Below are 22,608 nucleotides of genomic sequence, written 5' to 3' on the forward strand. Positions count from 1 at the left end.
GCTTTAAGTTTTGTTGAATAAACTTTCAAATTCCCCAACATAATAGATTTATTCCCACTTATACGCCTTTTTAGCGGCCTGCTTTTCAATGGCCTTTAACATCGCGTTTTCCAATTGGCCCGTTGCATCCTCCTTTTGATTTGTGGCGATATAGGCATCTCGTTTGGAGTTTAGTTTCTGAATTTCATTTTGTATTTCGGTCCTTTCCGATTTCTTTCCTTCGATATATGCGGTTATTTCCGTAGTTGTTTTACCTTGTAATTCTCTGGGTAGTTCCGCTTTTTTAATCTTGGAGACATCGAATTTCTCATCGTCCGAGGCATCAACCAAATCCCAAGAGGAATTTGAGTACAAGCGTGAGCTTTTGCTTACCGCACGTTTTACCATGACCACCTCTTCCATAGCCTCCGCATTGGCATCTTGTTCTGACTGTAATCGCATTTTCGATTGACCGAGTGCTCCGTAAGAGATGTACGTTTTGTTCAATTTTGAATTCAACCGAATAATAACATCGTCATAGGGTGTGTCAATATGTACTACCTGACGGTTATGGTCAATGGCTATATATTCCCCACCTGTTAGTGTCGCTCCCTTTTTCCATTCAGAGTTTACTCCCTGGTCATAATTGCCACAGAAAATGGTGTTGACAACAATATCTTTTTCTTTGGCATCGGTAACGGCGTCCTTATAGTTTAGTTTGCCTTGGGTGAAGGGTTCGTTCCCGGCAATGAATATCATTTTCAGATTATCAGGATTTTTCCCCCATTCCAGTTGTCGCAATGAGGTATTGATAACCGTTCCGCAGTATTCTTCGCCGCCATTCGTAGTCAATGAAAATAGCTTTTCTGAAATTTCATCAAGGTCGCTACTGAAATTCAGTACCTGTTGAATGTAACCTTCCCGAGAAGAAAGATTGTCGTTGCCATATTGGTAAAGGGCAATCTGTAGTTTTGGTCTAGCTTCATTACTACATTTGGCATGCGTAAATTTGTTTACGATATCCCACAATTGTGCCTTTGCCTGATTGATGAGCCCGTCCATACTGTTACTGGTATCGAGCAAGAGGGCGATTTTAACAGTGTTATTGTCCGGTTTTTCATCACTTGCCAAGACTTGCGCCATAAGTGGTTCGGTATTTGAATTTTTTGACTTGGTTTCGCAGGCGGAGACGGCAGTTATCGTAAAGCTCATTAAACCGATTCCTAAAAGTTGTTTTATGTTTTTCATGGGTTACTGATTTTAGTGTTAATATGGGATAAAAGTAAGCCTGAACTTTTTCTGCCAAAACGACCATTGAGCGAAAGGCCCATTTGAATGCGTAAAGTGTCAGTTTGACTGCGCAACAGGTGATAAAGGGCTTGTTTTGCCTTGGTTTTTAGTCATTCCCCATTTTTTTGTACCGCTTAAATCAGCTAAGTTTACGTTGTAAATAAGGTTATGAAGAACTATTGTTTCATAGGGGTGTTTCTTTTCTTTGGACTTGTCACGGCTTTTGCCCAAGTACCCGAAAAACGGGCGAATCGTGAAGTTTCGAAACATCAGTCTTATTTAGATTCCGCAGCATTTTACAAGCGAAAGGATATAGGGAAAAGCATCGATTTTATTACTCGATCCATTGCCGAGCTTGGAAAGGAGGCGAACAAAAAAGATTTGGCTACTTCTTTGAGCGCACTTGGTGAGGTATATCAATATTATGAACAATATGACCTCGCCATTACGAACTATATTGATGCACTAGAAGCAAACAAATCGACGCGAACGACATTGCTTCTAGGAAAGGTATATGTACTCAACAAGGCCTTTGCAGCTGCTGAAAAAGTACTTGCCCCATTATTGGAAGTTGAGGGAATGGTTCCCTATCAACGAACGGAACTCTATGAGATAATGGGCGATGCCTATACCGGTATGAATCAAATAGAGAAGGCGGTATCTTTTTATTCGGAAGGTTTAAAAGTGGCGAAAAAGAATCAGATAGCTCCTAAGATGGCCGATCTGAATTCGAAAATTGGAGATGCCTATGCCAGTAACGATAGGTCATTGGAGGCGGAGGCCTTTTATGGCAACTCCCTGAAATTGGCCAATAGCCAGGCACCCCAACGTGCTGTTCAAGAAAAGGAAAAGATTGCTGATTTTTATAACCAGAAAAGCAGGTACCAAGATGAAATCGAATTACGTAAAAAAAGCTTGACCGAACTTGACGGTTTAAAGAAGTTGTCAAAAGCGGAGCCTAGTGTGGCGACAAAAATCGCAACTTCCGATTCAATTACCAGCCAGCGCATCAACTACAAAATCGCGAATGCTTATATTGCTCAGGATAAATACGATCAAGCAATTCCGTATTTACGACAGAGCATTGAGGAAGCTGATAGTGATGATGACCTAGTGGTGCAGAAAGATGCCACTCGAAAATTATCGGAAGTTTATCGATACAAAGGTGATTATAGTAAGGCTTTGGAAACCTATCAGGCCTATGTGGCGGTGGTCGATACTTTATATGTTCGAAAAGAGCAGGAAATTTCCCGAGCCGCACGATTCAATCGTGAAATCTCTAGCAAACAGAGCAGAATTTCTGGCTTGGAACAAGAACGGGAACTTTTCCAAAGTAAATATGACCTGGCGCTGACCGAGCAACAGTTGATTCATGAAACCAACAAAAGACAGCGATGGGTGATTTACTCCTTGATTTGCGGTTTGATCTTGATGGGGTTGGCGGCCTTCTTTTTCTACCGGAGCAACCAGCAACAACAGCTGGCCAATAACTTATTGGCATTGAAATCGCTGCGTTCCCAAATGAATCCGCATTTTATTTTTAATGCGTTGAACTCGGTCAACAACTACATTGCTAAGAACGACGAACGTAGCGCCAATAGGTATTTGAGTGAATTTTCGACTTTAATGCGTACCGTGCTTGAAAATTCAGAAGAAGACTTTATTCCACTGAGCAAAGAACTTTCCCTTTTGGAACTCTATACGAAACTGGAGCATACCCGCTTTCCCGATAAATTCGATTACAAGATTACCGTTGATGAGAAAGTGCCTGTAGCCGACTTTCAGATTCCGCCCATGTTATTACAGCCTTATGTTGAAAATGCGATTTGGCACGGATTGCGCTATAAAGAAGAAAAGGGAATCTTGAAAATCGATGTAAAACAGAAAGACGCCAAATCGTTGGAAATTACAATTATAGATAATGGCATTGGCAGGGCGAAATCTGCCGAATTGAAGACCAAAAATCAAAGAAAGCAAAAATCAAAAGGTATGGGAAACATTAAAAAGCGCATCGCCATTTTGAATGATATGTATAAGAACAAGATTGATGTCGATATTTCCGATTTAGCTAATGGAACGGGTACGAAAGTAGTATTTACTTTAAATAAAACTTGATGAAACTAAACGCGATCATAGTTGAAGATGAGGCCAGTAGTCGTGAAATTTTACGAAACTATATAGCCAAATATTGCGGTGAGGTCAATTTGATGGGGGAGGCGGCCTCTATAAAGGAAGCACTTCAACTTATTCAAGAAAATGAACCTGACCTCTTATTTTTAGATGTTGAAATGCCTTTCGGAAATGCTTTTGATTTGTTGGATCAATTGCCCGATAGAACCTTTCAGACCGTTTTCGTTACGGCCTATGACCAATATGCCAAAGATGCCCTGAACAATCATGCGGCCTATTATCTGATGAAGCCGATAAGTATTGATGAACTGGTGCGGGCGGTTCACTATGTTATGGAAATAAAGGAAAAAGAAGATCAGCTCGAAGACCGGGTATTACGCCCAAAATTGGGACAAGTGCTGGGGAAAATCACCCTTCCACAGCAAGATGGATTTCAAGTATTGAACGTTTCTGAAATTTTGTACTGCAAGGCAGATGATAATTACACGGAAATTTATCTGGTAAACAAGAAGATACTGGTCAGTAAGACCTTAAAGTATTTTGAGGAAGCATTGTCTACTTTTGCCTTTGCACGTATTCACAAATCTTATTTGGTCAATGTCAACGAAGTGGTAAAATATAGGAAGGGTAAAGGGGGGAGCGTGGTCGTTTCCAATGGCAAGGAACTTTTGGTATCCGCATCCCGAAAAAAGGAATTATTAGCTTATTTTTAAAAGGGTCGACGTTGGGGTCCGTAAAAGGAAATATATAGAAAGAGAACTATGATTAAAACAATTAAAGGAAAAACACCCATAATCGGTGCGGATTGCTTTATCGCCGAAAATGCGACGATTGTTGGTGAAGTACGTATGGGCGATCATTGTAGTGTGTGGTTCAACGCAGTAATTCGGGGCGATGTGCATTTTATTAAAATGGGCAATAAGGTCAATGTTCAAGATGGCGCGGTAATCCATTGTACGTATCAAAAATCGCCCACGACTATCGGAAACAATGTCTCGATAGGGCATAATGCCATAGTGCATGGGTGCACAATAGCCGATAATGTTTTGATTGGCATGGGAAGTATCGTGATGGATGATTGTGTGGTTGAAAGTAATAGCATAATTGCGGCGGGAGCGGTCGTGACTAAAGGAACCCATGTGCCTTCAGGTGCTGTTTTTGCCGGTATGCCCGCAAAGAAAATAAAAGATATAAGTCCGGAGCTGAGTGCCGGTGAGATCGACCGTATTGCAAATAACTACGTGAAATATTCAAGCTGGTTCAAAGAGGAATAGACTGCGAATGGGGCAATATTTAGGCGAAGCCGTATTTTAGATTGAATATTTCACAAAATTTTGGCCTTTTCAGCATATTCTTGATTCGTACACTTAAACTTTAATTCCTACTTTTGACGCATCAAAAAAGAAAAAAATGAAGGCATATATATTTCCCGGACAAGGGGCGCAATTTGTAGGAATGGGATTAGATCTATACGAGAAGTATCCTGTGGCTCAAGAACTCTTCGAAAGGGCCAATGAATTACTTGAATTTTCGATTACGGATATCATGTTCGAAGGTACTCCCGAAGATTTAAAAGAAACCAAGGTTACGCAACCTGCTATTTTTTTACATTCCGTGATTATGAGCATGGTCATGGGAGAGAATTTCAAGCCCGATATGGTTGCTGGGCATTCATTGGGTGAGTTTTCAGCATTGGTAGCGAACGGAACCCTAAACTTTGAAGACGGACTTCAATTGGTTTCTAAAAGGGCTTTGGCAATGCAAAAGGCTTGCGAATTGCAGCCCAGTACCATGGCCGCAGTTTTGGGTCTTGATGATAAAATCGTGGAAGAAGTATGTGAGGCAACTCCTGGTATCGTTGTGGCCGCAAACTACAATTGCCCTGGTCAATTGGTTATTTCTGGTGAGATTGAGGCAATAAACACGGCATGCGAACGGTTGAAAGAGGCAGGTGCCCGAAGAGCATTGGTTTTACCTGTTGGGGGGGCTTTTCATTCACCACTTATGGAGCCCGCTCGCGAAGAATTGGCTTCGGCTATAGAAAGTACTCTTTTTAATGTGCCCAAATGTCCCATCTACCAAAATGTGTCGACGACTGCGGTCACCGATGCCGAACAAATTAAGCGTAACCTTGTTTCCCAGTTGACGGCACCCGTAAAATGGACGCAAAGTGTTCGCAACATGTTCAGTGATGGCGCCAAGTCATTTATTGAAGTAGGGCCGGGAAGAGTTTTACAGGGATTGGTCAAAAAAATAGAACCAACCGCTGAAACTAGTTCTGCAGCATTATAAACACATACGTTAATCCTCGAATTTTGTATTTCATCCGAAAAAAACATATTTAACGGAAGAATTGGAGCCATAGCTTTTTTTTTTAGTAATATTGGGTCCCATTTTCTACAAAAAAAATCTACTTACATTGCTGTGAATTGAATTCTTATAAGTTCAACGGACACAGTTTATGAAATTGAAAAGAAATTATTTTTCCTTGGCCCCAGGAAGTAATTCGCTTTACAAGCGCTTTATTTTTACTGCGGCCCTACTTTTTGGACTTATGCTTCAGGGGCAGACCGTATCTGTTACCGCTATCGATGGTGCTGCCTCCGAGGCTGGTGCTGACCCAGGAACTTTTCGAATAGCTATTACAGGGGGGAATCCTGGCTTCTTTTATTCAGTAAACTATGTTATTTCGGGGACAGCTACACAAGGTGTTGACTATGCAGCCATATATAATGCACCTGCCACCTCTGGAACTATATTTCTGATAACGGATGGTTTCGGTACTGATTTTCGAGATATAGCAGTTGGCACTATTGATGATGATAATCTGGTGGAAGGCACAGAATCAGTTATAATCACTTTAAGCAATAGCGGTGCTTATGCTATTGCTGGTACAGGTGAAGCTACGGTTAGTATTACCGATAATGATACGGGAGTTATTTCGTTGGATTTGGTCTCGGCAAATTCTATAGATGAGGTTAATGAAGATGGCTCGGGTACTTTTCCATACGGGCAATTTCGAATTGTATTGGACAATCCCAATGGGACCGCAAGCCCTATAACGGTTAACTATACGATTTCCGGTACCGCTAGCGGTACCGATTACAACTTGACGAATGCGGTAATATTGGAATTTAACAATACCGGTCAATTAGCACGAAACATACGCGTCGCGCCGGTGGATGATGCCGTTGCCGAACCTGATGAAACTGTAACCATAACACTGAATAGTACAAGTAACCCTGCTTTATTCTCTATCGGAGCTCCGGCATCGGCCACTGTCACCATAATTGATGACGATTGTGCCGCAGGAGATACCGCCCCGGCAGTGAGTACAAATGCCGAAGCGTTCTGTGATACATTTTCCCAGGCCTTGGACGATTATTTTACCGGGGTGAGACCACCCAACACCGATTTGGGGTGGACTACAAATTCTGATCCATCTGTACAAGGAGATTGGCTACCATCGGCAAACGGAAGTCCTGTGACAGGTCCAGGTGTATATTATGCGTTTTTTGTAGACAATACGACTTATGACTGTTTTAGCCCTACGGCTACCGTAACTATAACACAAAGTTTTTCGCCATCAGCAGGCACCACTACAGATGCCGGTGCTTGCTCCGATGAAGATTTTGGGGAGAGCAGGGTAGACTTGGATGACCATATCACGGGACAGGATAGCGGTGGATGGACGCAAACCGGAGGTCCTTCAGTTGGAGCTATTCCTAATAATAACCGAATTGATTTTGATGGACGGGCTACTGGGCAATATGTGTTTACCTATACGACGAATACGGCTACAGGTGCCTGTGTTGATGATACTGCGACTGTCACTGTCACCGTTATTGAATGTTGTGATGCGGGCAGTACAGGCCCACAATTGGTGGCAAATCCACCGGCTATGGTCTATTGCGATGCGCTTCCCGATGACTTGAGTTTAAGCGATTTTACGACTTCTATTCCACCAGCGACTACGGTTCTCAAATGGACCACCGATTCCGGTGATCCTGCCGATACGAGTTCACATCTGACAAATACCCGCATAAATAACCCTTTGCCAGGCACCTATTATGCTTTGTTTTATGATGCGGCTAATGATTGTACTAGTCCCCTTCTGGAGGTTACTTTAGCGTTGAATGAAACTCCGACCATAACAGGTACCGAGGGAGGTACGCGCTGCGGCCCCGGTGAGGTTGAGCTTACAGTGACAGCTACTGGAAATGCAACTTTTAATTGGTACACCAGCGAAACTGGTGGTACGCCAGTAGATACTGGTGCTAGTTATACGCCGACGGTTTCTCGGGGTATAACTCTTGAACCAAGAAATCATTCTTTCTGGGTAGAGGCAACGGAAAACGGTTGTCCTTCGCCGAGGGTGGAAGTAATTGCCACAGTGGTTCCGCAACCTTCCCCCGGAATACCAAGTGATACCTCGTCTTGTAATGATTCCCGGTTTGGAACAACAACCCTGAATTTGGCTAGTCAATTGGCAGGCGAAGATGCGGGGGCATGGGCGGTAACCTCGCAGCCGGCTGGCGGTAGTTTGGGTAGCCCTACGAATGGCACGGGTACGGTCGATTTTCAGGGGCAACCTGACGGCAATTATGTTTTTACGTATACCACGACTGGGGCACAGGCACCCTGCGGAAATGAATCATCGGTGGTGACCGTTTCAGTCAGCAGTTGTGATACTGATGATGATGGTGACGGACTTTTTGGAGGTGATGAACAAGCATTGGGTACCGATCCAAATAATCCTGATACAGACGGTGATGGTATCAATGATGGTATTGAGGTGGGAAGTAATATTGCCGCACCTTTAGATGAGGATAATGATGGTATTATCGATGCTTTAGATTCTAATAGTACCGATCTTGATAATGATGGAGTTAATAATCAACAAGATCCGGCTAACGACAATCCGTGTATACCTGACAATTCACACAATCTTTGCGATACTGATGGTGATGGTATCACTGATGGTGATGAAGAAGCTAACGGTTCGGATCCATTGAATCCGTGTGACCCTAATCTTACGCCAGATTGTGAACCGGATCCCATAGATTTAGAAATCATAAAAGAAGTCGATAATGAGAATGCTCTTGTCGGCGAGCGGGTTACTTTTACGATACATGCGAATAACCTTTCCGATAGTAGGGTGTTGGGGGTAAAAATTGGCGATTTGTTGGAAACTGGTTTTGAGTATATATCCCATACGGTTTCATTAGGTAGTTATAATCCAGAAACCGGTATTTGGGATATTTTTGAGATGCAACCACTATCAGACAGCACTTTGGAAGTTACCGTGGATGTGCTTGAAGGTGGGGTGTATTCCAATACGGCCGAACTTTTAGATTCTTTTCCGATCGATGGAGATAGTAGCAATAATGTTTCCGAAGTCACCTTAAATATAGACTTACCGGAAGGCATCAATTTGATAGTCGAAAAAACCGCTAGAATTGATAATAATGAGAATACGGTACAGGTCGCTGGTCGGGTCAGTCCTTTGGTGGGCGAAGAAGTGATTTTTGCGATTAAAGTCACCAATAAATCTAAGGAGGATGCCGTGTCACGTATCGTTGTGCGTGATTCGATATCCAATATCAATGAATTAGGATTTACACTTCTTACATCTTCCACAGCGAACGGAACTTTCAACGAAAACTCAGGTATTTGGGTTATTGAAAGTTTAGCGGTGGGCGAAGAAGCGGTACTTGAAATTACCATGGTTTTTGAAGAAGGAGGGACGCTTTTCAATACGGCAACAATTGAAAATTCATCGCCACATGAAAGTGAAGTAAATGATAAAGACAGTCAATCTACAATTCAGATTGAAGTCAATGAACGTACCCCGTTGGATATAGGAATCATTTTTAATCAATTTTCACCAAATGGTGATGGTACTAATGATGAACTTAAAATAAACCGGATAGACAGCGAAACGAACACGGAAGTGGAAATAGCCTATTCTATTAAAATATTCAATAGGTATGGTGCTTTGGTTTTTGAGGGCGATGATATGACCGAAGACGTAATTTGGGATGGCAGTTGGAAGGGTCAAGATGCGCCCGATGGCACTTATTTTTATGTTTTAGATGTTGTTCAGGATAATGCTGAGCCCTTTAAAACCCAAAAAGGCTGGATACAGCTTATCAGATAACAAAATCAATGGCATACAATATAAACAAACCCGCATATAACTGTCTGTATTTATTAATCGGTCTTGTATTGTGCAATGTATATATGGGCTATTCACAGAGAGAGCCCCAATACACGCAATACATGTATAATATTGGTAGTTTTAACCCCGCCTATGTGGGAACTGTTGAAACACCTGAACTGATTGGTTTATATAGGGCACAATGGTTAGATATTCCGGGCTCACCCAGAACAATGCGATTCGGGGCAAATATTCCATTTTCGAACGATAAGCACGGACTTGGATTTAATATCGTGAACGATGAACTGGGCCCTGTTGCCCAGACCTATGTGAATTTGGCGTATTCCTATCAGTTTCAAGTTTCCGATAATGCCAAGCTTTCTTTTGGTATGGACGTGGGTGGCGGATTTTTAAACGTTGATTTTTCAAAAGGAACTTTTGAAAATCCCGGGGAACCGGTACTGGATCGTACGCCGATAAAAAAGTTTTATCCCACAGTAGGCGCAGGTCTGTTTCTTTACGGTCAAGATGTTTGGTATTTGGGCGTATCGATTCCCAATTTCTTGACAGATGGCATTTATGATGATGACGTTGCTACGATTGTAGAAGATAAGATGCATTTTAACTTTATTGGGGGGTATGTTTTTGATTTATCCGAAACCCTGAAGTTCAAACCGGCTTTTTTGGTTAATTACCTTAAGGGTTCACCGGTCAATGCCAATGTCTCGACCAATTTTTTGATCAATGAAAGATTTACGTTGGGCGCTTCTTACCGTGTTGGTAACGCGGTTAGTGGTTTGGCTGGTTTTCAAATTGGTAGTGGTACGTTCATTGGTTATTCTTACGATTATGATACCAATCCTCTTGGGAAATTCAATAGCGGTTCGCATGAGGTTATTTTGAAATTCTATTTGGGCAAAGGTAGTGGTGAAAGCAGAAATACTGGTAATACCGGCAGTAGTGGTAAGAGAACCAAACCAGACAAAGGGCAACCTAAACAAATAGATACGCCAAGATTCTTTTAATCGAGGGGTTGTGATTTGATCGGAACTTACGATTTATTGGCTATAATGAAGAAATGGTGATCGGAGAAAAAATTCCGACCTTTAAAACAAACAATAGTAACAGATGAAACTAAAGATATTTTTATTGTTCTTTGGTCTGTTTTGGGGCCTTTCCCATGCACAAGAGAAGAAGTCGCGGGCCGACAAATATTTCTATAGTTATGCCTATGCCGATGCTATAAGCGAATATCAGAAAGAAATGACCAAAGGTGCGTTGACTAAGGAGCAGCGTCTAAATTTGGCCGATGCCTATTTTAAAACGAAGGATTACGCCAATGCATCAAAAATTTATTTAGATGTTAACAAAAGCGATTCGACGATGTCAAACCATCGTTTCAATAAGATGTTGCAGAGTTTAGCTCAGACTTCTGAGACGGGTCAGGTAAAATCATTATTGAAATCGAACCGTGGGTCGTTGCGAAATGAACTTTTAGAGAATGCTGAATTTAACTTTGAATTATTGGAGACCACTGCCAATTCTTCTATTGATTTTCAAGTGTTCAATATTAAGGGAAATAGCGCTCAAGCCGATTTTTCACCAACTTTTTATAAAAATGAACTTCTTTTTAGTAGCAGTCGAATGCAAAAGTCAAAGGATGTTTATGCGCCCTCTGGGGAATCGTATCTCGACATCTATCGTGGAAAAATTGAAGCTACCGGTGATGTTGTTAACATCAATGAATTTACAGGCATTCCCAATTCAAAATATCATGAAGCAACTCCGTATTTTTCAGATAAGTTGAATCAGATATTTTATATAGCCTCGAATGAAGATAGAGGAAAACTCTTATTCGATGAAAAAGGAAAAAATGCGTTGGCCATCGTTATTGTTAAGAATGGCGCTGGTGCCGATCAACCTTTTAATTATCTTTTGAGAGATTTAAGTGTTTCCTTTTACTATCCATTTTATGACGAGTCTTCCGACCGCCTCTATTTTTCGGCCAATTTTGATGATGGCTATGGGGGAACGGATTTGTATTACGTAAGTACTTTTAATGGTCAGATTATGTCACAGCCCGTTAATTTGGGTCCGCGTGTTAATTCCGCAGCGAATGAGATAGCACCGTTTATTTTTGATGGTAGCCTGTATTTTTCCTCTGATGTTTTTTATGGTTTGGGAGGAATGGATATCTACAAAGCGAACCAGCGTCCCGATAATACGTTCAGCATCCCCGTAAACCTTGGTAGTGGAATAAATTCAGATGCCGATGACTTTGGGTTTATAATTAAGGAAAACGGAAGCAGCGAATTTTCTGGTTTTTTCTCATCAAATAGAAGTGGTGGAAAAGGGAATGACGATATTTATGGCTTCAAGGTGAGTGAGAAACCAGGACTGAAAACGTTCGCAGTCAAGGGAACCGTTTTAAAACCTCGAAGCAGTCAAGGTATTGCCGAGGCTTCCGTTAAAGTCTTGGATACGGAAGGGAATACAATTAAGGAAGTTTTGACACAGAACAATGGAAGCTATCAACTGGAAATTCCTTGGAGGGAAACCATTGTTTTGGAAATTTCCAAAAAGAAGCATTCGATTTTTAGCCAGAAATACACAGGTAACGAGCAGGAAGAGGTGCAGAAAAAACCCTTGGTCATTGAAATGGCCTATTTGGAAGATGTGGTTGAGCCGAAAGAGGGTAAAACGGTGCTGAAACTGCAAAAGATAAAGTTTGCCAAAGCTAAAAGTAATTTGACTCCCGAAACTTTGGTACAACTTGATAAAGTAGCCGATTTGCTTTTAAAGTTTCCTAAAATGCGAGTAAAAATAGAATCGCATACCGATAGCCGTGGTAGCAGCTACAGCAATAAAAAGATTTCCCAGCAACGTTCGGAAGCATTATATTCCTATTTGATGAAAAAAGGAGTGCCCTCGGAGAATATTATTGGTGTTTTGGGATATGGGGAAGAGCAGATAACAAACAGCTGTACCAACGGCGCTTTCTGTTTAGATTTCTTACATGATCAAAATGTACGCAGTCTGTTTGTTGTTGACAACTATGATGAATTGTTAAATCAATAAAATCTACATCTTTAGTTAAAGCGTAGCTTATTAGATATGGTTATTCGAAATATAAATTCGATAGCTTCAATCGAATAGTACTTACGGGATGTTTAGAAAACGACCATCCAGAAATATAGGATAGAAAAAAAGGAAAGAAAAATAATACCGGCATAGGTCAGCAGTTGAAGTCCCTTTTTAGGCCTTTGCTCTACAGGTAGTTCCTTACTCATAACATTTTTAAGATTCATGTACCCGACAATGGGTGCCACCACAAAAGATACAAAAGTGGCCAAAGCCACCAATTGCCCCATATTCGCACTAAAGGCACTGACAACAATGTAATTGATCAAGGCGAGTATCATGACCCCGAGCGCATAATAGATTTTCTTTTTATTGATTTTCAAATTGGGTTTGAGTAGGCCGATGATATCCAAGCTTACTCTTGTTATTGCATCATGAGCGGTCATACAGGTACTGAACATCGTGGCAAAGGCGGCAATGGCTATAAAAATGTAGGCCCAAGATCCGATATGGCTCGTGAACAATTGTACGATTTGATCTGCAAAAGTCACTGCATTTCCGCTGAGTTCGGTATTGGTGCCGTAAAGCGTCATGCATCCTATGGTTAAAAAGAAAAGGGCTAAAATGCTTGTCAATAAATAGCCGATATTGAATTCTTGAAGCGACTCTTGCAAACTAGGTTTTTCCTTGGTTTTCCATTTTTCGACGCTCCAAAGGCTAACCCAACTTGATGCTTCTACAGTTGTAGGCATCCAGCCCATTAATCCGATTAAAAATAAAATTCCCGCTTCATTAAAGATGGGCAGCGGTTTGAAGTTTTCTACAGGGGTTACTTGTCCTTTTAAGACCACTAAAAATGTGGTGATGATGAGTGCGATGAACAAAATGGTAACAACCAATTTTAGGGAACGTTCTAAAAATGTATAACGCCCCACAATGAGTAAGAGACTGATGAAGGCAAATAAACCCAAGGCGACCAAGCTAATCGGGATGTTAGGTATCTTGGCCAAGTTGATGAAGAGTCCGGCGGTTACTGTGTACAATGCGGCTAAAATGGTAAAGGTCGATATCAATGTGATTGCCGCGTAGAACCACAAATAAACTTTTCCCCTGTTGAGATAGCCCTCAATCAGTGTTTTGTTCGTTACATTGGTGTATCGTACGCCAAATTCAAAGAAGGGGTATTTAAAAATGTTGGCGAGTATAATGGGCAAAACCATTATCCAACCATATTGTGCCCCGGCCTTTGTAGATAGCACGAGGTGGGATGTACCAATCGCCATGCTTGCAAATAATAGTCCAGGACCAAGATTATTGAGCAACCTTTTGGTTTTAGATATCATTACTTCGCTTTAGGGGCCAAAATAGTTTTTTTTAATGACTTTCGCGCTCTTTACTTTTTATGGTTTTTTGTCTCCACGTTGGCTGAATATGATGATGAAATTCTTGCATCTATTTATATTTAGTAAGAAATCTCTTTATTATCAGTCCAAATCACTTCTCAGTTAATGATTATTTAACATTTTTTTACCTTAATGCAAAAAACTTAACATTAAAAATACTTAAGGAAGTATTGTGAGCATATATATTTACTGTCTGAAACATTGAAGTTTATACGGATGCAATAAGAATTTGCTGGTCCGCATAGTAATCATTGGATTACAGATTGATTAAAATGTCCGGAGCTATGGTGGCATTTGGTAAATTGAAAATTGCAAAAACTCTTCATCAGAGAAACAATAGACTATGAAAAAAGAAGATCACGATAGGGCTTATTTAAGCTATGTCAAAAGCAGTTATGGCATTTCTGCCTTTTACCTATTAACCTTATTTCTTGCGGTTACGGTAAATGCAAACAATACAGTTTCGTCGGAAGGTTACTCAAATGCCTTTGCAACTAATTGGGCAATCGCTTTAGCGGCGCCTCAAGAACGAACGGTTCAAGGTCTGGTATCTGACGAAACCGGTCAACCTTTACCTGGAGCGACTGTGCAGATAAAAGGTACGTCTTCTGGCGTTACCACCGATTTTGATGGTAATTTCTCTATTGAAGTCAGTGGGGATGCTGTTTTGGTCGTATCTTATCTTGGATATGCCACAAAAGAAGTGGCGGTAGCGAACCAGTCTACGGTAAACGTTTCCTTAGAACCTGATGCCTCGCAGTTGGATGAGGTTTTTGTGGTCGGTTATGGTACTACGGCTAAAAAGGATGTTACTGGGGCTATTTCTTCCGTAGATGGCGACGATTTTAAAAACTTGCCGGTTGCCAGCGTTGACAAAGTACTTCAAGGTCGACTGGCCGGTGTTCAGGTAGTGAACAATGGTGGGGCACCTGGTGCTGGAGCGTCGATACGAATTCGAGGAACAGGTACGGTCAATAATTCTGATCCGCTTTATGTTATCGACGGTGTTCCAACGGGTAGTATTGCAGGAATCAATCAGAATAATATTGAGTCTATTGAAGTGTTGAAAGATGCTTCTGCTTCAGCAATCTATGGTACACGTGCTGCTAACGGGGTGGTGATCATCACAACGAAAAAAGGGAGAAGAGGGCAGAAGACAGAGATGACCCTTGATGCCTATACCGGTTTTTCCAATGTAGTGAAGACCATTGATGTGCTCGAAGCTCCTGCCTTGGCCGAAATTAAAAGAGAACGTTATGCAAACGACGGAATTCCTGTTGATGAAATCTGGAACGATTCGCAATACCTAACGCAACGCACGAATTGGCAAAATGAACTTTTTAGAACAGGTACTACTCAAAATGTAGATTTGACCATTACGGGCTCAAGTGAAAAATCATCTTTCTTATTTGGTTTGGGTTATTATGATGAGCAGGGGGTTATCGAAAAAGCAAAAGCAAATCGTTTGAGTTTACAAATGAACTCTGACCATAGAATAACAGATTGGTTAAAAATTGAACAAAACCTTTCGCTTTCGACACGGGCCGATAATGGCTTTAATACGACCTCGGCGCAGACTGGGTTGATTTGGAGTGCTATTCGTTTTCATCCAGGACTTCCGGTTCGAAATGCCGACGGAAGTTACAGTTCTTCACAAGTAAGTAGTGAATTTGGCGATATCAACAACCCCATGTACACCGTCAATATCGACGATGCGAAAGATAGAAAAACCCGAATTCTATCGAATGTTGCCGCCGAAATCTCTTTTACTCCTGAGCTGAAATTTAAAGCAAATTTTGGTGTTGACGCTGAAATACGGGATCAACGGTCATATGATGCCCAGATTTTAGACCAGATTAGGCAACGAGGTACCAGCAGTAGATATCGAGGGTATGAAGAAACCTATTCTTTTCTTATGGAATATTTTCTTTCGTACAATAAGGTCTTTGGAGACCATGTTGTTGGAGGCGTAGCGGGGTATACCGAACAATCGTTCGATTCTCAAGGGTTTAACGCAAGAACGTATAATGTCGAAAGTGCCGAGAGTCAAAAATTATTGACCAATGGCGATGCTGATACGGCAGGTGAGTTCCGTTCACACGATGGGTTGAAATCAATATTCGGAAGATTGAATTATTCCTATAAAGATAAATACTTGGTTACCGCTACGCTTCGTTCCGATGAATCTTCCCGATTTGCAGAAGGTAATCAAAGAGGAACATTTCCTGCCTTTTCATTGGGTTGGAGGGTTTCTGAAGAATCTTTTTTCGATATTCCTTTGATAAGTGATCTTAAATTAACCGGAGGTTGGGGAGAACTAGGTAATCAAAATATTTCACGATTACAGTACTTGGCGCGATTGAGCGGTGGTAGAAGATATTCTTTTGGTCTTGACGGTAGTAACCAAGTAGAAGGTGTTGCACAGGCCAGTTATGCCAATCCTGATGTAACTTGGGAAACAGTGGTAATGAGCAACTTCGGATTGAATATCGGATTTGCCGATAACAGACTTACCACAAACTTCAACTACTTTATCAAAAATACCGAGGACATGCTTTTGCAGCCACCTGCTATTGGCAGCCAAGGTACTATTTCTTCTCCCTTCCAGAATGTTGGTGAGGTAGAGAACAAGGGATTGGAAATCGAGCTGAACTGGCAAGATAACAAAGGCGATTTAAGTTATGGTGTAGGTGCCAATGCTTCGTTTGTGAAAAATAAGGTAATCAAATTGGTCGATGGAAATTTCTTGGCTTCCAGTTTTTATGGACGGCCAAATCAAGAACTATCTCGAACCTTTGAAGGAGAGCCTATTGCTACTTTCTTCGGATGGAAGACCAACGGTCTTTTTCAAACACAAGCCGATATTGACGGTCATGCTACCCAAGAAGGCGCCGTACCTGGTGATGTGCAATTTGTTGACATTAACGAAGACGGGGTAATAGATGATCAAGACCGAACTATAATTGGAAGTCCTCACCCTGATATGACTTACGGTATCAATGCGAATATCGCCTACAAAGGTTTTGACGTTACTGCCTTTTTCTTAGGTGCTGCTGGCGTTGATATTTACAATGCGGACAGAATGCAAGGTTTAGACGCTTCGTATCCGTTTAATGTATATTCTGATATCGAAGGGCGATGGACAGGGGCTGGTACTAGTAATTCAATACCAAGAGTGTCTACGCTTAGAACGAATTTGAACCACAGAACTTCTGATATGTTCGTGGAGTCGGGTGATTATTTCCGATTGAAGAATTTGACGATCGGTTATTCACTGCCCGTTGATTATATTGAAAAAATTAATTTGAGTCGTTTACGTTTATACGTAACTGCGCAGAACTTATTTACCATTACCGGATATTCGGGTATGGACCCCGAATTGGGACTGACCGATGGCAATTTACAGCAAAACGTAGATTTTGCACAATTTCCACAGGCAAGAACATTTTTACTTGGTGTAAATCTTAGCTTTTGATTTTAGCTAATAAAAAGAAACTATGAAAAATACGATGAGACAAAAGTTACTGCCCTATATCGCTGTTATAGGCCTGCTAAGTAGCTGCAACGATGAAGTGTTGGATACCATACCATACGGCGAATCGACATCGGCTGAGTTTTGGCGCAATGGAACGGATGCCGTCGCGGCATCTACCGCTATGTACGAACCTTTGCGTTGGGAAGATATGTATGGTCACAGTGAAAACGTATTCGATAATTGCTCCGATGATATCTTTAGGGCCGGGGATCATGGTTACGAAGAAGCCATGGAGAATTTTACGTTCGATCCGAGTAATGATGGTTTTCGTTATGGCTGGGGCGCAAAATATGAGATTATTTCAAGGGCGAATTCCGTATTGATCAATGTGCCAAATATTGAGGATATAGATGCTGCACTAAAAGATAGAATATTGGGGGAGGCACATTTTCTACGCGCTTTTGCCTACTGGCGTTTTTCAGTGCTTTATGGTGAGGTTCCTTTGATTTTGGAAGCCAATGCAATCGAGGGGAACTTTAATGTCCCTAAATCGTCTTTGGCAGATATTCGTGCTCAAGTAGAAGCTGATTTGGTCATGGCAGCTAGCCTCTTGCCCGAAACACACGATGCCGAAAATTTAGGAAGGGTCAACAAGGGATCGGCAAACGGACTTTTGGCGAAACTATATCTTTACGAAGATGAATTTCAAAAATCAATTGATGCCGGTGAAGCAGTAATAGATGGCCCATATCCATTAGCAGATAATTTTAGGGATAACTTTGTACCGGCGACCGAGAATAACCCTGAAATGTTGTTTTCTGTACAAGGGGAAGAAAACTGGGGCGATGTTCCGAAAATGTTCGATGCACCCAGGCCATGGGGTGGCTGGGATTTTCATGACCCAATTCAAAGCGTAGTTGATGAATTTGAGGATGGGGATACCCGATTGGCGAATTCGATTTTGAGCCCTGGTGACATGGTTGATCGAGGTGAAAGTGGTATTTTAGAATTTACTGCCGATTTAACGCAAACAGGTTTCAGTTTGACCAAATATGCCAATTATAAAGCAGATGGTAATTTAGATGGCGATCAGAATGTACCCGTGTTGAGGGTAGCTGATGTATATCTTTTGGTTGCGGAGGCAAAGATTCGATTAAATGGTCCAGGTTCTGGTGATTTTGAAATTAACGAAGTGCGAAGAAGGGCAGGGCTTGCGCCGATTGAAAATGCCGATATGCCCGAACTTATCCATGAAAGGCGTGTTGAGCTAGTTGGTGAAAACCAACGGCATCAAGATTTGATGCGTTGGGATAAGGCAAATATTATCGATATCGCAGCTATTTATGCCGAAGATAGAGGGCAGTTTGATCCACCTCGAACGTTCGTCAGGCCAAAACATTATTATTTTCCGATCCCTCAACGGGAAATCGATTTGAGTAATGGAGTGCTGATTCAAAATGAAAATTATTAGAAAAGGATTCTTGGAAGTCAAATAATCGTTCCAAATCAATCTTTAAATAGTTATACTGATCAAATGGTTTTCTTAAGGGTTTTTCTTCCTTGGGAAAACCATTTGTTTTTTAAAAGGATATTATTTTCTTTTACCTAAAATAGGGGCTGACCAGATGGTAGGAAAGATGGAATGCCTAAATTACTAGAGATGAAGAGTCGCCGTTATATTAGTATTGCAGTAATTTGTACTTTATTTCTTCAGTGTGCTGATACGAAAGAATCGAATCAGACTAAAGAAGAATCTATGGCGGTATCTCGGCCACTTTTTACCGTATTGCCTCCCAGTGAAACACAACTGAATTTCGTAAATATTATTAATGAAAGTCCCACGATTAATGGTGTGTTGTATGAATATCTATACAATGGAGGTGGGGTTTCGGTAGGTGATTTGAACAATGACGGGTTACAAGACCTCTATTTTATTTCCAACTTATATAGCAATAAGCTTTTTCTCAATAAAGGAGATTTGGTCTTTGAAGAGAAAACGACCGAAGCCGGTTTAAAGGGTAAGACCGGGTTTCCGACCGGGGTTACCATGGTCGATATCAATTCAGACGGGCTCCTCGATATTTATATTTCGAAGTCGGGAAATTACCCGAATCCTGAACACCGAAAAAATGAACTTTACATTAATCAAGGACTCGATGACGAAGGAGTTCCTGAATTTGTCGAAGAAGCAAACCAGTATGGTCTCGATTTGCCGCATTATTCTACCCAAGCTGCTTTTTTTGATTATGATAAAGATGGTGATCTTGATATGTTTCTTTTAAACCACGGTATAGACCCTGCAGAAACCGAAAGGAATATCGACAAACTCCTTAGTCTAAAATCGGAATATAGCAGCAATAAATTGTTTCAGAACAACGATGGAAAATATGTCGATGTTTCAGAAAATGTTGGGATTGTTGACAATGGTATAGGCTATGGTCTCGGTATTGCCATTGGGGATTTGAATAACGACCAATGGCCCGATATGATCATTGGTATGGATTATTCCGAGAAAGACCATCTGTATATCAATCAAAAAGATGGGACCTTCAAAGAGGTTATTCAGCAGGCCACGAATCATATTTCCAATTTTTCGATGGGTAATGATATTGCTGATATCAACAACGATGGTTATTTTGATTTTATATCGGTCGACATGGTTTCGAACAATAATTATGATTTAAAGACCAATATGAGCGGTATGAACCCCAAACGATTTCACGACCTAGTGGGTAAAGGACTGCATCATCAATATATGTTCAATACGTTACAATTGAACAATGGCAATATGTTGGAAAATGGTACGGTGCCCGCTTTTTCCGATGTGGCACAATTTGCCGGCCTTTCAAAGACCAATTGGAGCTGGGCTCCCTTATTTTTTGATATGAACAATGACGGATGGCAAGATGTATTTGTTTCCAATGGTGTGCTACGCTCATTTAGAAACAACGATTTTGTTATTTACAAAAGACAGCGGGTAGCGAAACTATACGACGATATGAAAAAATATCGCAATAAAGATTCATTGATTGCATCCTATTACAAAGATCTTTTAGCAGTCATGCCAGAAAAGAAGGAAGTAAACCTGCTCTACCTGAACAATCAAGATTTTACATTTTCTGAAATGAACGAATCTTGGCAATTGAATGCCCCTACCGCAACCAATGGAGCCGTTTATGCAGATCTTGACAACGATGGTGACTTGGATATTATCGGAAACAATATAAACGACCCGGCGACTATTTATCGCAATAACAGTCGTGAATTGGCACCCGATAATAATTATTTGACTATCAAATTAAAGGGCAAAAATGGGAATTTAAATGGTATAGGTTCTCGAATTTTATTGCAGTACGAAGATGTTGAGCAGTCCAAGGAGCTCTATCTGTCAAGGGGATTTCAATCCTCGGTAAGCAATAGGTTGCATTTTGGTATAGGTAAAACGGGTGTAATAAATAGGGTCTCGATAACGTGGCCTGATGGAAATTATCAGTCTCTAAAAGAAGTGTCGGCAAATCAAGAGTTGACATTGGATTATAATGACTCCCAGATAATTCTTTCAAACAATGGATCAACCAATGATGCCTTTGTTTTTAAGGATGTATCACACGATTTGAATAGTATTTATGAGCATAAGGAAAACGATTTTGACGACTTTCAAAGAGAAATACTACTTCCTCATAAGTTTTCACAGAATGGTCCCGCTTTGGCTATAGGAGACGTCAATAATGATGGTTTAGATGATTTTTATATAGGAGGAGCAAAAAATGAGATCTCCGAGTTATGGGTGCAGCAGCAAAATGGGGATTTTGAACCATTGAGCAATCCATGGAAAGATGATAAAGGGCATGAGGATCTGGCAGCTGAATTTTTAGATGCCGATGGCGACGGTGATCTTGATTTGTACGTAGTTTCTGGAGGTAATGAGGCAAAGGAAAATGATGACTACTATCAAGATCGATTTTACGAAAACTTAGGAAAAGGTAATTTTTCAAAACGGACGAATGCAATCCCTAAAATAGTGACAAGCGGATCATCTGTAAAAGCTGGGGATTTTGATAACGATGGAGACCTCGATCTTTTTGTTGGAGGAAAATTGGTGCCGGGCAAGTACCCTTTTCCGGCAAAGAGTTATTTGCTTAAAAATGAAAGTACGGCTGGCAAAATTGAATTTGTTGATGTCACACAAGAATTGGCTCCTTTTATGGTCGAATTCGGGATGGTTTCGAAAGCACAATGGGCAGACATTGATAATGACAAAGACCTTGATCTAGTTGTTGTGGGGGAGTGGATGGCCGTAAAGATGATAGAAAATGACAATGGAAAATTTATCGACAGTACCACAAAAGCAGGTCTCGATGATCAAGTGGGTTGGTGGTTCAGCGTTGCCTCGGAAGATTTTGATAATGATGGTGATATGGATTTCATCGTCGGTAATTTGGGTGAGAATTATAAATACCAAGCCTCTGTCGAAGCCCCATTTGAAGTATTTACGAGTGATTTTGACAAAAATGGCAGCCAAGACATTGTGCTTGGTTACCATGAAGAAGGAAAGGTGTATCCGTTACGTGGGCGACAGTGTTCTTCCGATCAGATGCCGTTTATTAAGAAGAAGTTTCCCAGCTACGATGATTTCGGTGCAGCGGACTTGTCAACTGTTTATGGTGAAGAGAAATTAAAAAAGGCATTACATTATCAGGCGACTACCTTCGCGACTTCTTACATAGAAAATTTAGGTGATTTTAAGTTCAAAGTGCATAAGCTTGATGAGTTGGCCCAATTTTCATCTGTCAATAGCATACTTATCGATGATTTTAACGACGATGGACATGCCGATGCCCTGTTGTCAGGCAATCTATACCAGTCAGAAGTCGAAACTCCAAGGAGTGATGCGAGTTATGGCGATTTGCTTTTGGGTAACGGCAAAGGAGGATTTAAATCGTTATTTCCGTATGAAAGTGGATTGTTCGTTAAAGGTGATGTTAAGAATGCCGCTCTATTGAATTCGAATTCGCCCGGTCGCAAGCGTATTGTATTTGCCAAAAATGATGCCGCACTTCAGGTACTGGAGTATTCTATGAAGTAAGTAT

At 41.1% G+C, this 22,608-nt stretch carries 12 protein-coding genes; 10 read left to right on the plus strand and 2 right to left on the minus strand.

Features of this window, described 5'->3' with window-relative positions; translation table 11 throughout:
- Positions 1-48 precede the first annotated feature (48 nt).
- The gene (locus BLS33_RS16845; protein WP_089892185.1) at positions 49-1,227 is read right to left on the minus strand and encodes a vWA domain-containing protein; all 1,179 of its coding nucleotides are present in this window, start codon (positions 1,225-1,227) and stop codon (positions 49-51) included.
- A gap of 210 nt (positions 1,228-1,437) precedes the next feature.
- Here BLS33_RS16845 and BLS33_RS16850 point away from each other — a divergent pair, with 210 nt between their 5' ends.
- The 7 genes from BLS33_RS16850 to BLS33_RS16880 all read left to right on the plus strand — a co-directional run bounded on the left by BLS33_RS16850 (position 1,438) and on the right by BLS33_RS16880 (position 12,637).
- On the plus strand, positions 1,438-3,384 hold the full coding sequence (locus BLS33_RS16850; protein WP_089892188.1) for a tetratricopeptide repeat-containing sensor histidine kinase: 1,947 nt from the start codon (positions 1,438-1,440) through the stop codon (positions 3,382-3,384).
- Positions 3,384-4,112 (plus strand): LytR/AlgR family response regulator transcription factor, encoded by a 729-nt coding sequence (locus BLS33_RS16855; RefSeq protein ID WP_089892193.1) that lies wholly within the window; start codon positions 3,384-3,386, stop codon positions 4,110-4,112. Before BLS33_RS16850 ends, BLS33_RS16855 begins: the two co-directional genes overlap by 1 nt.
- Before the next feature lie 48 nt (positions 4,113-4,160).
- Positions 4,161-4,673 carry a gamma carbonic anhydrase family protein gene (locus BLS33_RS16860; RefSeq protein ID WP_089892196.1) on the plus strand — a complete coding sequence of 171 codons (513 nt, stop codon included), beginning with the start codon at positions 4,161-4,163 and terminating at the stop codon, positions 4,671-4,673.
- A 136-nt stretch (positions 4,674-4,809) separates the two neighbouring features.
- Positions 4,810-5,691, plus strand: coding sequence for an ACP S-malonyltransferase (fabD, locus tag BLS33_RS16865; RefSeq protein WP_089892199.1), 882 nt, complete (start codon positions 4,810-4,812; stop codon positions 5,689-5,691).
- Between the two features lie 169 nt (positions 5,692-5,860).
- A complete protein-coding gene (locus BLS33_RS16870) occupies positions 5,861-9,559 on the plus strand; it encodes a T9SS type B sorting domain-containing protein (protein ID WP_089892202.1) in 3,699 nt (1,232 codons plus the stop codon).
- Between the two features lie 8 nt (positions 9,560-9,567).
- The gene (locus BLS33_RS16875; RefSeq protein ID WP_089892205.1) at positions 9,568-10,584 is read left to right on the plus strand and encodes a PorP/SprF family type IX secretion system membrane protein; all 1,017 of its coding nucleotides are present in this window, start codon (positions 9,568-9,570) and stop codon (positions 10,582-10,584) included.
- A gap of 103 nt (positions 10,585-10,687) precedes the next feature.
- Complete coding sequence (locus BLS33_RS16880) at positions 10,688-12,637, plus strand: OmpA family protein (protein ID WP_089892208.1); 1,950 nt, start codon at positions 10,688-10,690, stop codon at positions 12,635-12,637.
- Between the two features lie 92 nt (positions 12,638-12,729).
- Here BLS33_RS16880 and BLS33_RS16885 read toward each other — a convergent pair whose 3' ends face one another.
- Entirely contained in the window at positions 12,730-13,980 is a 1,251-nt protein-coding gene (locus BLS33_RS16885; RefSeq protein WP_089892347.1) for an NRAMP family divalent metal transporter, read from the minus strand.
- A gap of 406 nt (positions 13,981-14,386) precedes the next feature.
- On the opposite strand from BLS33_RS16885, the gene BLS33_RS16890 reads away from it, so the two are divergent.
- The 3 genes from BLS33_RS16890 to BLS33_RS16900 all read left to right on the plus strand — a co-directional run bounded on the left by BLS33_RS16890 (position 14,387) and on the right by BLS33_RS16900 (position 22,604).
- Complete coding sequence (locus BLS33_RS16890) at positions 14,387-17,518, plus strand: SusC/RagA family TonB-linked outer membrane protein (RefSeq protein ID WP_089892211.1); 3,132 nt, start codon at positions 14,387-14,389, stop codon at positions 17,516-17,518.
- A gap of 22 nt (positions 17,519-17,540) precedes the next feature.
- The gene (locus tag BLS33_RS16895) at positions 17,541-18,989 is read left to right on the plus strand and encodes a RagB/SusD family nutrient uptake outer membrane protein (protein WP_089892213.1); all 1,449 of its coding nucleotides are present in this window, start codon (positions 17,541-17,543) and stop codon (positions 18,987-18,989) included.
- A 189-nt stretch (positions 18,990-19,178) separates the two neighbouring features.
- Positions 19,179-22,604, plus strand: coding sequence for a VCBS repeat-containing protein (locus BLS33_RS16900; RefSeq protein WP_176801416.1), 3,426 nt, complete (start codon positions 19,179-19,181; stop codon positions 22,602-22,604).
- Positions 22,605-22,608 lie beyond the last annotated feature (4 nt).

It is taken from the genome of Kriegella aquimaris (assembly GCF_900103215.1).
In the GTDB taxonomy this organism is placed as follows: domain Bacteria; phylum Bacteroidota; class Bacteroidia; order Flavobacteriales; family Flavobacteriaceae; genus Kriegella; species Kriegella aquimaris.